Origin of the sequence: Synechococcus sp. PH41509 (assembly GCF_020514285.1) — a bacterium.
Taxonomy (GTDB): domain Bacteria; phylum Cyanobacteriota; class Cyanobacteriia; order PCC-6307; family Cyanobiaceae; genus Parasynechococcus.
This window is the reverse complement of sequence record NZ_VTLD01000018.1, coordinates 1-12648: the sequence shown is the minus strand read 5'-3', so window position 1 is coordinate 12648 and position 12648 is coordinate 1. Positions and strand designations below refer to the sequence as shown.

Genomic DNA, 12648 nt, shown 5'->3' with positions numbered 1-12648 from the left:
GGTTTTATCTTTGCCAGTGCTCGGGTCTTGGACTGTCGTCTCGTAATTGTACAGAGCAGTACCAATTTTTTGTCTGTCCTGTTAGTTTTGCTGCACTGAGGTCAAGCTCTACTGAGAATGAAAGTGAGTCGGTGACTCCATTGCTGTCTGTATTGCTGTCGTTCGATGAAAGAGAGTTTTCTCTCGTGGCGTTAAACGTAGCGACGCGATCCCAGGCTTGTTGCCAGCTTTGCTCGTAGCCCGCTGACACTGTCGCGGAGACACTTGCTTCCTCCACTCCTAGACTTTCTTTGGCTTCTGCTGTGAATGATGCGCCTATATTGAAGCCTGCGGTAGTTGATCCGCTGTCGGAGTCTGAAGCCCCATTGCTTAGTTCTTGACGTGTTAGTTTTGTGACCCCTTTGGTCTTACTAGATTGGACGCTATTTGTTATTGTTGAGTCAATTGTGAAGGCGCTTGTTCCACCTGCGCCGTCGCTGGGTATAAATGTAAAGCCTGTGTTTAGGTTTTTGCCGGAGGCCAGATTATGGGTATTTAAGGTTAACTTTCCTTCGCCAAGTTTTAGTGAGTTTCCGTGACTGGTGTATGTGATTTCTGATGTGTTGATGCCTTGGGTGAAGCTGAGCGTGTTTGGATAGCTTGGATAGTCAGAGCCCCTCCCGGGATTCTGGTAGTTCGACTCGGGGGGGTCTGCTAAATAGATCCCAGCCAAGCCCCCATCGTTGTAATAAAGAAAATTACTTAGAGTTAGCGTATTGCTTTCGCTTTCGCTGTTGGCTGAAGGCGATTGAATTGTGTAAAGGTTGTAAAGGCTTTTGGCTAGTTCTGGATTCCCTTTGACTGGATTCTGAAGGCCTTCTGATAAAAGACCAAACTCACTATCCCAGGAGAGGCTATTCTTTGAAGAAGATATGTCGGCATTTGTTACTTGAATGTTCCCCAGTTCTGCTCCGCTATCGATCACGCTTCCTATTCCGCTTAGATATGCCGGAAATTCAACGATCTTTTTAACCCAAGTAAGACGGGTTTCGTCCAATACTTCCATGCTAAAAAAGCCATCTTTTGGATCCGCAACATCTTTACTGCTTAAGGTTGTCTTTCCTGCTGTTATTTTGGGCCTGAATAATGGCTTGTTGCCTAATCACTGCGGTAAATGCCCATAAAGCTCGCTTGGAACATATGCGTCTTTTGCCCATTGGTATCCAAAGCCGAGTCGCGCTAATTCAGGGGTGCTGGCTAATGCCATTTTTTCGGCCTTAATTGCTTTGAGATATTGCCATGCTGCTTATCTCTTCTTAAAATTTCAGATTTATTTTTGTTATCTCAGGCAGGCCATCGGATGCCGCGGTGGCAGGCCCAGTGCTTTGGCCACGCCGGGATGGCACACCGATCCCTGCACCGTGTTCAGGCCCGAGAGCAGTTCCGGCCGTTCCGTCACCGCTTCCTCCAGCCCTCGCCCGGCGATTCCCAGGATGTAGGGGAGCGTCACGCTCACCAGGGCTTCGGTGGAGGTGAAGGGCACAGCACCCGGCATGTTGCCCACGGCGTAGTGCTGCACGCCATGAATGGTGACGGTGGGATCGCGATGGGTGGTTTCCTGGCTGGTGGCGATGCAGCCGCCCTGGTCGATGGCTACGTCGACAATCACCGAACCAGGCCGCATCTGCTGCACCATCCCTTCGTCCACCAGGGTGGGGGCCCGCCCGCCGGGTGTGAGAACGGCTCCGATCACAAGATCAGCCGTTGGCACCAACCGTTCCAGCAGGCCGCGGCTGCTCACCACACTCATCAGCCGGCCGCGCCGGTCGGCTTCCAGGCTGCGCAACCGCTGGGGCGATCGGTCGAGCAGCAGCACTTCCGCATCCATTGCGGCAGCAATGCGTGCGGCGTTCCAGCCCACGGTGCCAGCGCCAAGCACCACTACCCTGGCCGGTTGCACGCCGGTGCAGCCCCCCATCAGCACGCCACGACCGCCATGGGGTTTTTCCAGCAGGTGGGCACCCACCTGGGCCGCCAGTCGTCCTGCGATTTCGCTCATTGGTGCTAGCAACGGCAGGCTGCCGTTCTCCAGCTGCACGGTTTCGTAGGCAATGGCGGTAGTGCCTGCCTCCAGCAAAGCTTCCCCGACGCCGGGATAGGCCGCCAAGTGCAGGTAGGTGAACAGCACCATGTCCTGCCGCAGGAAGGCAAATTCCTCCGCTTGCGGTTCCTTCACCTTCACCACCAAATGGGCGCCCCAGGCCTCATCTCGGTTCACCAGGCGTGCTCCCGCCGCGGCAAACGCGTCATCGCCGATTCCTGCTCCGGCTCCGGCCCCCGCTTCAATCAGCACTTCAAGGCCCTGGCTCACCAACTCCCGCACGGCGTCAGGGGTCAGGGCGACCCGTTTCTCATCGAGCTTGATCTCCTTCGGCACACCGATGCTGGCCATCGGGGCCGAGAGGACGGAGGCTGCCATGGCGGCTTCAGGGGGATTCCTTCAATGTGGCTCCGCTGCGCGCAACCCGCCATATCTCAATGGTGGGGTTGCTTTAGGCGGCTGCAATTGGCAAGCGCCAGCCGCTGCCGAAGGCCTGGGGACTCACTTTCAGCAACGGTGCGGCCTGCCGCCGTTTGAATTCGGCCCGTTTCAGCAGCCGTTCCACCCGTTCCACTAGGGCGGGATCGTGGCCGGCTGCCACCAGGGCCTCGCCGGAGTGGCGCTCCTGAATCAGGCCTTTGAGCAGTGCATCAAGGGCGTCGTAGTCGGGCAGGGAGTCGCTGTCCTTCTGGTTGGGCCGCAGCTCGGCACTGGGGGGTTTGCGTCGAATCGCTTCCCCCACCAGCTCTCCTTGCTTCGGTAGCCCCAGCGACTGCCGGCAGCCCTGGGCTGCTTGGCTGTCGAGCCAATCGCACAATGCAAACACGCTGGTTTTGTAGAGATCGCCAATCACCGCCAGCCCGCCGTTCATGTCGCCGTAGAGGGTGCAGTAGCCCACGGCTAGTTCTGATTTATTGCCGGTAGTGAGCAGCAATTGCCCCTGTTGGTTGGCCACGGCCATCAGCAGGGTGCCGCGAATACGGGATTGCAGATTCTCCGCCGTTACCCCTTGAGGCGCCTCCCCCAACGGTGCTGTCAGGGCATTGTCGTAGCCCTCCATTAGGCCGGCGATGGGCACCGTGTTGGTCTGCAGGCCAAGCCGTTCGGCCAAGGCCAAGGCATCGTCAATGGATCCAGCCGAGCTCCAGGGGGAGGGCATCAACAGCGTGGCCACTGCTTCCTTCCCCAGGGCAGCGGTGGCGATCACCGCCACTAGTGCGGAGTCGATGCCGCCGCTCAACCCCAGCAATGCCTTTTTGAAACCGCATTTCTGGGCGTAGTCGCGCACTCCGAGCACCAGGGCTCGGAAAAGTCGCTCCAGGGGATCCATCGGCTGGACCCGAGCAGGAGCGGGATGGTTGCTGTCCCAGACCACGAGATGCTCCACACAGACGGGAAGCTCCAGCTGCGAAGCGCCATCGGCGCCCACCACAAAACTGGCCCCGTCGAACACCAGCTCGTCGTTGCCTCCAACTTGATTGAGATAGATCAGTGGGCAGTTGAGGCGCCGCGCCGCTGCTGCAGCCAACTGTTGGCGCAGGGCCGGCTTGGCGGCATCGAAGGGAGAGGCCGCAAGATTGATCACCAGATCTGGCTGTTCGGGGATCAGTTGATCGATGGGATCCGGTCCGGCCAGACGCTCGCGCTGCAGGCCGTCATCCACCCACAGGTCTTCGCAGATGGTGAGTCCCAACCGCTTTCCGCCCGGCAAAGTCAGCAGACAGGGGCCATCGCCAGGGCGGAAATAGCGCCGCTCATCAAAGACGTCGTAACTGGGCAGCAGTTGTTTGTGGGCAATCGGCCGCCAGCCCAGGCGATTCACCAGCACGACACCATTGAGCAGCCTTGGGCTGCGGTTATCCGCTGCCGGCAGCGCTGCACCCACCAACAGGGTGATGCTGCTGCTGAGTTGGTTGACCAGCCACTGCATCATCGCCTCCTGCTGCTGGATGCGGCTGGGCTCGAGCAACTGGTCCCGGGGGGGATAGCCCCAGAGGGAGAGTTCAGGGGTCAGCACAAGCTCTGCCGCCTGTTCCTCCGCACTGCGCACGGCATCCAGAATCTGCTTGGCATTGCCCTCGAAGTCGCCGACCACGGGGTTGAGTTGGGCCAGAGCGATGCGCATCAGCAGAGGCTTCCCGACAGGCCATACAGATTGTGCTGGAGTAACAGCGGCCACACTGATTCCGGAATTTCAGCTGCGTTGGGTTGACGGCGCAGCTGCGAACTGGCGGTGGCGGGAACCTCAAGATCCAGCAGCTCCACCCGTCCGCCTAGATCCCGCAGCGCTTGCAGATTCGCGTCTTGGAGAGGCCAGCCCTTGCGCGGGGCGATCGCCAATCGGCACTGCGGCAGCCAGCCATCGCTTTGTTTCCAGCGGGGGATCTGGCTGGCCAGGTCGCTGCCCACCACAAACACCAGCTCCCGATCCGGCCAGTGCTGGGCGGCCCGTTGCAGGGTGATCAAGGTGTAAGGGCTGCTCAGGTGCTGGGCTAGTTCCAGGCGTTCATCCTGCAATTGCTCCACCAGCTGGCTGAGCAGCATCGCCCGCAAGGACAGGGGGGCATCGTGTTGTTTCAGAGGGTTGTCGCTGGCCCAGGTCGCCACTTGGCCGTAGCGGTTCAGCAGCCCTTCCAGCAGAACTTGATGGCCCCGGGTGGGTGGATCGGCGCTTGTGCCCAGCAAGGCGATGGCAGCAACGGTCATCTCAGGGCAGCAGCGGTTGGAGATCCTGCTCCAGAGCTTTCGGCCAGCGCAGCAGCCAGTGGTGCACCACGGGATCTCGTTCTGCTAAGCGGCGCAGCAGGGCTCCGGGTTGACCGCCACGACGGCGCAGCAATTGCTGCGCTACGAGCCGTCCCGTCCGGCGGCTGGCATGCACCGCCAGGGCGGCTTGAGCGAGGGCCACAGGAGCTGCCGGGGCCAGGCTGCCGCCGCTGCTGACGGGCACCAGCAGCAGAAGTGCCTGTTTGAGGGCCGCTAGTCCCAGCTGAACGCCTCCCAGCAGGGTGTTATGGCTGGAGAGACGAGTCAGCAGCAGTCGTGCCGCCGCTGGCGTCATCGGCAGGTTGTAGAGGCGGCTGAGCTGAAGCACCAGGGCGGTATCGCAGGCCATGCCTCCCGCCATATCCAGTGCCACCACTGGGTTGACGGCAACACCGGTGGCCTTGGCTGCTGCGTAGCGACCGATCAGGCTCTGGGCCGTGCGGCGGTGCTGTTGCAGCCGGAGTTGCTGGCATGCTCCTTGGAAGCGGTCGGCCTGGCGTAGCGACTGGATCGCCAGCAGCAGGGTGCCTTCGCTCTCCAGCTGTTGTGTGAGCTGCTCGCGCAGGGCATGCACCTGTGGCGTTGTGATCGTGCTGCGCACTCGACCATCGGCCTGGATCTGCGGTCTGCGGGGTGCAGCCGCAGCGGCCGTGATCGGGAGATCCACCGGCAGACGCCCGCGAATGCTGCGAAGCAGCGCGGCGCGCTCCTGCTCCGGCCAGCGATCGCTGCGATTCAGAACCACTTGCAGGGGCTTTCCACTGGCTAGAAGCGTGGTCAAGGCCTCCAGGTCGGCCCGGGTCAAGTCGCTGTCCAGCACCAGCAATACCAGGTCGGCTCCCATGGCCACGCGGGAGGCCAATCGAGCTCGTCCGGCTGCATCGATTTCATCGATGCCAGGGGTGTCCACCAGCTCAACTCTGGTCAGCCCAGCAATTTCGACGGGCCAATCCACCGCCTGTTGACGCCGGGTGCTGCCGTGGGCCACATCCGTCTGCAGCAGTGGGCGTTGGACCAATGCATTGATCAGGCTGGATTTGCCAACCCCGACCCGACCAAACAGGGCAATGCGCAGGCGTCGTTGCTGCAGCCGTTGCAGCTGACGATCCAGAAGTCGCAATTCACCCCCCAGCAGTCCCCGTTCCTTGGCGCTCAGCTGCAGCTGGTGCCTCCAGCGCTCCAGCAGCACCTGGCAGCGTTCGATGGTATGGGGCGGGGTGGGTTGCATCCCACTCATGCTGCCGGCTTGCGCCACCACCCGGCCAGCACCGCTAGAACCGATTCGGCTCCGATGACGCCAACAAATCCTCCGAATTCATCCACCACTACGCGCACTCCGCTGCTGTCGCGCCGGAATCCCGTCAGCAGCCGATCGGCACGGATCATCTCCGGTACGTACTCCACCGGTTCGCAGAGGTCGACGGGGGTAAGTAGTCCACGGTTTTCCAACAGCGCTGTGAGCACCCGTTCGCGACTGGCCACCCCAAGCACTCTGTCCACCTGATCGCCGAGCACCACCCACCAGGGGTCGTTGTTGCTCATCAGCTTGGCCCTCTGGGCTTCGATGCTCAGACCGCCGTCAAGGGTTGGTGCCGCCACCCGCGGAGTCATCAGGTCACGGGCAGTGAGATCGTTCAGCTGAAAGACCTTGCCGATCATCGCGGCTTCGTCGGCCTCGATCTCTCCCTTCTGTGAGCCCAGGCGAGCCAGCAGACGAATTTCCTCTTCGTTGGTGCTGAGTTCTGCTTCTGCGGTGATGGCAGGCAGCATGCGCTCAAGCAGCAGCACCAGCGGCCTGAGCGCCAGGCCAAGCCAATGAAGCAGTGGTGCGCTGGCCAGGGCCACCGGCAGGGCCAGGCGACTGCCGAGGGCTTTGGGCAAGATTTCCCCTAGCAGGATCACCAGCATGGTGAGGCCCACCGAGAACACCGGCAGGGCGGCGCCGCTGATGTTGCGTTGCTCGAACACCCAGGCGGCGTAACCGCCCAGCATCAGGCTGCCGAAAATATTGAAGCCGTTGTTGGCGATCACGAGGGCCGATAGGGTCCGCCCCAGCCGCTTGCGCAATTGCGCAAGCCGCCTGGCTCCGGCCACGGGGCGCTCCCTGGCCGCCAGCTCATGCACCCGGATCGGGCTCACCGTCAGTAAAGCGGCCTCCACGCCGGAGCAGAGGGCCGAGCCCAACAGCACCACCAGCACCAGCAGCACCAGCAGCAGCAGGTCCGAGTTGGGCGCCATCTGGCGGGGGTGTCCAGTCGACTTACTCTATCGATGCTTGTGAGACATTCCAGCCGTGAAAAAGGCTTTGATCACTGGGATCACAGGCCAGGATGGCAGCTATCTCGCCGAGCTTCTGCTCGACAAGGGCTATGAGGTGCACGGGATCAAGCGCCGAGCCAGCAGCTTCAACACCGGTCGTATTGATCACCTGTATCAGGACCCCCATGAGGATGATCCCAGGCTGGTGCTTCACTACGGCGATCTCACTGACAGCACCAATCTGATCCGCATCATTCAGCAGGTGCAGCCGGATGAGATTTACAACCTTGGTGCCCAGAGCCACGTGGCCGTCAGTTTTGAGGCCCCGGAGTACACCGCCAACAGCGACGCTCTCGGGACGCTGCGCATCCTTGAAGCGGTAAGGATGCTCGGGCTCACTGAAAAAACCCGCATTTATCAGGCCAGCACCAGTGAGCTGTATGGCCTGGTTCAAGAAATCCCACAGAAGGAATCCACCCCCTTCTATCCCCGCAGCCCCTATGGCGTTGCGAAGTTGTACGCCTACTGGATAACTGTTAATTACCGCGAGTCATATGGCATGTACGCCTGCAACGGCGTGCTGTTCAACCACGAGAGCCCACGCCGTGGCGAAACCTTCGTCACCCGCAAGATCACCAGGGGCCTCTGCCGCATTGATGCGGGGCTGGAGGAATGTCTCTACATGGGCAACCTCGATGCCAAGCGCGACTGGGGCCACGCTCGCGATTACGTCGAGATGCAGTGGAGGATGCTCCAGCAGGACCATCCCGAAGATTTCGTCATTGCCACCGGGCGTCAGGAAAGCGTGCGCCGTTTCATTGAGCTGGCGGCGGAGAAGATCGGATGGGGCAGCATCATCTGGGAGGGTGATGGGCTGACAGAGGTCGGACGCCGCGCCGACTCCGGTGCCGTGGTGGTGCGGATCGACCCCCGTTATTTCCGTCCCGCTGAGGTGGAGACCCTGTTGGGGGACCCCACCAAGGCGCGGGAGAAACTGGGCTGGACCCCCACCACCACGCTTGAGCAGCTGGTGGCCGAGATGGTGGAGACAGACCTCGATGAGGCCCGTAAGGAAGCGCTGCTCAAGCGGGAAGGCTTCAACGTTGTAGGGGCCCGCGAATGACCCTGATCTCTAAATCTGACCGGATCGCCATTTTTGGGGCCCGGGGGATGGCGGGTAGTGCGATCGTCCGCGCCTTGCATGACCGCGGTTATGGATCGTTGCTGACGCCAGCCCGTGATGCCCTGGATTGTCTGGATCGCCCTGCCGTAGAGCGGTGGATGCAGCAGTCGCACCCGGACGTGGTGGTGCTGGCTGCCGCCAAGGTGGGTGGCATCCATGCCAACAACAGCTTCCCGGCCGATTTTCTGCTGGATAACATCAAAATCCAGACCAATGTGATCGAAGCGGCCTGGGCCGCAGGAGCTCGTCGGCTGCTGTTCTTGGGCAGCAGCTGCATCTATCCGAAGTTTGCGGACCAACCGATTCGTGAGGAGGCGCTGCTCACTGGACCCCTGGAGCCCACCAATGAGTGGTATGCCATTGCCAAGATCAGCGGCATCAAGTTGTGCGAAGCCCTGCGACGCCAGCACGCTTTCGATGCGATCAGCCTGATGCCGACGAACCTCTACGGGACGGGGGACAACTACCACCCCACCAACAGCCATGTGCTGCCGGCCCTGCTGCGCCGCTTCCATGAAGCCAAGATCCGCGGAGATGCGTCGGTCACCTGCTGGGGCAGCGGCAGCCCGCTGCGGGAGTTTTTGCACGCCGATGACCTTGGTGCGGCTTGTGTCTTTGCCCTGGAGCATTGGAGCGCTCTGGCGGACGATGCTCCCAAGAACGATGCCGGCCAGCCCCTGGCCTTTTTGAATGTGGGCACCGGCGTTGACCTCACGATTCGTTCCTTGGCCGAGCAGATCGCTGCTGTGGTGGGGTTTGTGGGGGACTTGCTCTGGGACACCACCAAGCCGGATGGCACGCCCAAAAAGCAGCTGGATGTGAGTCGGTTGCAGGCGATGGGCTGGTCAGCGTCCATACCTCTCTCTGAGGGCTTGCCGCGCGCTTACGCGGATTTCAAGACAGCCCTGGCGACTGAACAGCTTCGGGCCTGAGCTGCCATCCTGTTCCTCTGATCTCTCTGCTGCTGTGAACGGCTTCGATTCCGGCATCCACGCGCGCCGTCGCGCCCTGTTCTTGGATCAACTGGGTGCAGCCGCTGCGGTGATTCCCGCTGCAGCACTGGCCACCCACCACGCCGACTGCGAGTGGCCCTTTCGTCAGGACAGCGATTTTTTCTACCTCACCGGTTTTGATGAGCCCGATGCGGTGGCCTTGTTGCTGCCGCATCGGCCGGAGGGAGAGCGTTATGTGTTGTTCGTGCAGCCCAAGGATCCTGCGGCCGAGGTGTGGACGGGGATTCGTTGGGGCACTGAGGGAGCTGTGGAGCGTTACGGGGCGGACGTGGCCCATCCGTTGGATCAGCTGAGCGCAAAACTGCCGGAGTACCTCGCCGGTGCTGAAGCCATTGCCTTCCGGGTTGGCCGCCACGCATCGGTGGAGTCGATGGTGCTCGCGGCCTGGGGGCGACAGCTCGACACCTATGCCCGTACAGGGACGGCCGCCCTGGGCCTGGTGGCGCCAACGCCGATCCTTCATCGCTTGCGCCTGCGCAAAGAGGCCCACGAGCTGGAGCGTCTGCGGGATGCCTGCCGCATCTCCGCCGAAGCCCACGAACTGGCCCGCTCGATCACTCGCCCAGGCATGAATGAGGCTGAGGTGCAGGCGGCGATCGAAGCCCATTTCCGCAGCCACGGTGCCCGCGGCCCCGCCTATGGCTCCATCGTGGCCGGCGGTGACAATGCCTGCGTGCTGCACTACACCGCCAACACGGCACCTCTGCAGGACGGGGACCTGCTGCTGATTGATGCAGGCTGTTCGCTGGAGGACTACTACAACGGCGACATCACCCGAACATTCCCTGTGAATGGCCGCTTCTCGGTGGAACAGCGGGAGCTCTACAGCCTGGTGCTGGCGGCTCAGGAGGCTGCGGTTGCTGTCGTGGCACCTGGGGGCACCGCTGAGGCGGTGCATGCAACAGCCCTGCGCCTGCTCGTGGAGGGGCTGGTGGACCTGGGCCTGCTGATCGGGGACGTGGACGGCATCATCGAACGGGGCGACTATCGCCACCTCTACATGCACCGCACCGGCCATTGGCTGGGTCTGGATGTGCATGACGTGGGTGCTTATCGGCTCGGGGAGCAACCCGCTCTGCTGGACCCGGGCATGGTGCTCACGGTGGAACCAGGCCTCTACGTCAGTGACCGGCTCAGCGTGCCTGAAGGTCAGCCTGAGATCGATGATCGTTGGAAAGGCATCGGTATCCGCATCGAAGACGACGTTGCCGTTACCGAGACCGGCCACGAGGTGCTCACTGCTGGTGCCCTCAAGAGCATTGCGGCGATGGAACGCTGACCACCCCGGATCAGCTCACCACCTGCAGGGCCACCCAGACCATGCCCACGGTGAGCAGCATCAGGCCATCCATTTCGCTAACGCGGCCGCTGATTGGCCGCACCAAGACCAGCGTCAGCACCAGCAGCACCATTTCGATCGGATCCAGCCCGAGGATTACATCGGTTCCTGTGAATTCACCGATCGCTAGAACCGCCGGCACCGTAAGGCAGAGGGTCGACAGGGATGAGCCGTAGAGAGTGTTGAGGGACCGCTGCAACTCCCCTTTCCCTGCGGCCTGGAAGGCATTGAGGGCTTCTGGTGCTACCACCAGCAGGCCCACGAGCAGGCCGCCGAGGGAACTGGGGAGGCCGAGGTCATTGATGCCGGTTTCGATCAGACTTCCCATCGATTCCGCGATTAGTACCAGCACCAGCAGGCCTGCTGCCATAAGCCCTGCGTTTTGCAGGATCGAGCTATGAGGTTCGTCATTGGGTTTGGGTTCCGCGTTAGCGCTGTCCTTGGGGGAGAGGGGACTCCAGGCCTGTTGCTGAGGGATATCAATGAACAGATTGCGATAGCGGCCGACCTGGCCACGCAGAAAAATCCCGTAGAGGCTGATCGACACGAACGTCAGCAACCAGTTGATTGGCAGCGAGAAGTTGGCCTCGAGGCTGTCCTGGCTGAAGTTGGGCAGCACCAGAGCCAGAACGCTCATGGTGGTGATCAGATTGATGTAGGAACTCGAACCGCTCTGATTCACTGCTGCCAGGTCTTCCGGCTGCATGGGCTGGGTTCGGCCTTGTCTTTGAACCCTGGCGGCCACGATCAAGGTCACGCCCTTGACCCCCGTGAGCACGATCATCAGCACCGAGAACATTGAGTCGCGGGCCAGGGTCGGGTTGCTGTCTCCCGTCAGCATCGTGGAGCCGATTAGGGCTAGCTCAATCACGATTACCGATCCGGTCAGCACCAGGGTTCCCAGGGGCTCCCCGAGTCGCTCCGCCAGCTGATCGGCATGGTGCGCCACCCCCCGCGCCATCAGCAGCACCAGCACACTGAGCAGGCCGAGGCCTGTGAGGACGGGCAGAACGGGCTGCAGGAGCAGCCAGTCGAGCACTGTTGTGGTCTCCAGGCCGATCAAGACCAGGATCCCGATCAGTAAAGGAGTGGCGCGAAGGATGGTCGCCCTCATGCCGAGACTCCCTCCCAGTTCAGCAACGCTTTGGTGCTGTTCAGCACAAGATCAGCGCCGGCCTCCTGCAGCTGTCGTTCATAGATTTTGCGCGCCGGTGCCTGCTCCGCGGTCTGCAGGTGAGGTGGCACCACCGCAAGACTCACGAACTGTGGCTCCGGCCAACGTTCTCGGGCCTGAACCACGGTGTGCACATCGGCTACGGTGTCGCCGAGATAAGCCACCTGAGCTCCTTCGATGTCCGCTCCCAGGGCCTTGGCCAGGCGGATCAATCCTGTGGGATCTGGTTTGTCGGGGGCATCGCCCATCGCGATCAAGGGTGGATCCTGGAGCCCCAGGCGCTGCTGCAGCACGAAGCGTGCCGAGGGCGGTTCAGCACCGCTCACGAATCCCCAGCGCACCTGCCGCTGGGAGAGCGTGGAGAAAAAGCTGTCGTCCACCAGCAGGGGCTCATCGCCGATGAATCCAGTCCACTGACTGGGGTCCCCCTCTGGATCTCCGCCGAAGTAGAAGCCGCTGAACACATCGATCAGCGCGGCCCGATCCGGCAGAGCAGCGCCATGGCGCCGCAACAATTCAAGGCTGGCGTCCCAGTCGTTGTTCCAGATCCCTTCCGCCTTGAGTGCGTCGATGGCATCGGCCCTGGGCTGCCAACCGCAGTAGTGCTGCACGGTGCATTGGAGGGCCCTTCGGTAACTCCCAGCGACATCGCGGATCACACCATCGATGTCGAACAGCAGGATGGTTGGAGATCCCAGAACGTCTGATGGGGAGCGGCTGGTAGGTTAGTTGTTTGTATTTCTGTCTTGAGCGCTGACACCATGCCGGTCACCGAAGGCGCTGCCCCTACCGACCAGGAGGTCGCGACTCCGTCCGCCGACGCGGCTGAAGGCG

Annotated in this window: 11 protein-coding genes; 3 read left to right on the top strand and 8 right to left on the bottom strand. The window is 61.6% G+C overall.

Features of this window, described 5'->3' with window-relative positions; genetic code table 11:
- Nucleotides 1-4: 4 nt before the first annotated feature.
- From FZZ88_RS06130 to FZZ88_RS06105, 6 genes are all read right to left on the bottom strand, one after another.
- Nucleotides 5-1045, bottom strand: coding sequence for a hypothetical protein (locus FZZ88_RS06130; RefSeq protein WP_166017809.1), 1041 nt, complete (start codon nt 1043-1045; stop codon nt 5-7).
- A 273-nt stretch (nt 1046-1318) separates the two neighbouring features.
- Nucleotides 1319-2458: an alanine dehydrogenase gene (ald, locus tag FZZ88_RS06125; RefSeq protein WP_166017812.1), complete on the bottom strand. Its 1140-nt coding sequence runs from the start codon at nt 2456-2458 to the stop codon at nt 1319-1321.
- A 73-nt stretch (nt 2459-2531) separates the two neighbouring features.
- Nucleotides 2532-4205, bottom strand: a complete 1674-nt coding sequence (locus FZZ88_RS06120; protein ID WP_166017813.1) for an NAD+ synthase — start codon at nt 4203-4205, stop codon at nt 2532-2534.
- Nucleotides 4205-4786, bottom strand: coding sequence for a nicotinate-nucleotide adenylyltransferase (locus tag FZZ88_RS06115; protein ID WP_115022406.1), 582 nt, complete (start codon nt 4784-4786; stop codon nt 4205-4207). Before FZZ88_RS06115 ends, FZZ88_RS06120 begins: the two co-directional genes overlap by 1 nt.
- A gap of 1 nt (nt 4787) precedes the next feature.
- Complete coding sequence (locus FZZ88_RS06110) at nt 4788-6083, bottom strand: GTP-binding protein (protein ID WP_166018084.1); 1296 nt, start codon at nt 6081-6083, stop codon at nt 4788-4790.
- Nucleotides 6080-7084: a CNNM domain-containing protein gene (locus FZZ88_RS06105; RefSeq protein WP_166017815.1), complete on the bottom strand. Its 1005-nt coding sequence runs from the start codon at nt 7082-7084 to the stop codon at nt 6080-6082. The genes FZZ88_RS06110 and FZZ88_RS06105 overlap by 4 nt, the downstream gene beginning before the upstream one ends.
- A gap of 55 nt (nt 7085-7139) precedes the next feature.
- Here FZZ88_RS06105 and gmd point away from each other — a divergent pair, with 55 nt between their 5' ends.
- From gmd to FZZ88_RS06090, 3 genes are read left to right on the top strand one after another with little or no spacing between them, the layout of a single operon-like run.
- Entirely contained in the window at nt 7140-8228 is a 1089-nt protein-coding gene (gmd, locus tag FZZ88_RS06100) for a GDP-mannose 4,6-dehydratase (protein WP_226423723.1), read from the top strand.
- Nucleotides 8225-9220, top strand: coding sequence for a GDP-L-fucose synthase (locus FZZ88_RS06095; protein WP_166017817.1), 996 nt, complete (start codon nt 8225-8227; stop codon nt 9218-9220). Before gmd ends, FZZ88_RS06095 begins: the two co-directional genes overlap by 4 nt.
- A 34-nt stretch (nt 9221-9254) precedes the next feature.
- Nucleotides 9255-10580 carry an aminopeptidase P N-terminal domain-containing protein gene (locus FZZ88_RS06090; RefSeq protein ID WP_166017819.1) on the top strand — a complete coding sequence of 442 codons (1326 nt, stop codon included), beginning with the start codon at nt 9255-9257 and terminating at the stop codon, nt 10578-10580.
- Between the two features lie 10 nt (nt 10581-10590).
- On the opposite strand, the gene FZZ88_RS06085 is transcribed toward FZZ88_RS06090, so the two are convergent.
- Both FZZ88_RS06085 and FZZ88_RS06080 read right to left on the bottom strand, forming a co-directional pair.
- Nucleotides 10591-11754, bottom strand: a complete 1164-nt coding sequence (locus FZZ88_RS06085) for a calcium:proton antiporter (protein ID WP_166017822.1) — start codon at nt 11752-11754, stop codon at nt 10591-10593.
- A complete protein-coding gene (locus FZZ88_RS06080; RefSeq protein ID WP_230332845.1) occupies nt 11751-12473 on the bottom strand; it encodes an HAD-IA family hydrolase in 723 nt (240 codons plus the stop codon). Before FZZ88_RS06080 ends, FZZ88_RS06085 begins: the two co-directional genes overlap by 4 nt.
- Nucleotides 12474-12648 lie beyond the last annotated feature (175 nt).

Coding starts and splice junctions, on each gene's coding strand:
- FZZ88_RS06130 (WP_166017809.1), bottom strand. CDS start 1,045: ATGGAAGTATTGGACGAAACCCGTCTTACTTGGGTTAAAAAGATCGTT.
- ald (WP_166017812.1), bottom strand. CDS start 2,458: ATGGCAGCCTCCGTCCTCTCGGCCCCGATGGCCAGCATCGGTGTGCCG.
- FZZ88_RS06120 (WP_166017813.1), bottom strand. CDS start 4,205: ATGCGCATCGCTCTGGCCCAACTCAACCCCGTGGTCGGCGACTTCGAG.
- FZZ88_RS06115 (WP_115022406.1), bottom strand. CDS start 4,786: ATGACCGTTGCTGCCATCGCCTTGCTGGGCACAAGCGCCGATCCACCC.
- FZZ88_RS06110 (WP_166018084.1), bottom strand. CDS start 6,083: ATGAGTGGGATGCAACCCACCCCGCCCCATACCATCGAACGCTGCCAG.
- FZZ88_RS06105 (WP_166017815.1), bottom strand. CDS start 7,084: ATGGCGCCCAACTCGGACCTGCTGCTGCTGGTGCTGCTGGTGCTGGTG.
- FZZ88_RS06095 (WP_166017817.1), top strand. CDS start 8,225: ATGACCCTGATCTCTAAATCTGACCGGATCGCCATTTTTGGGGCCCGG.
- FZZ88_RS06085 (WP_166017822.1), bottom strand. CDS start 11,754: ATGAGGGCGACCATCCTTCGCGCCACTCCTTTACTGATCGGGATCCTG.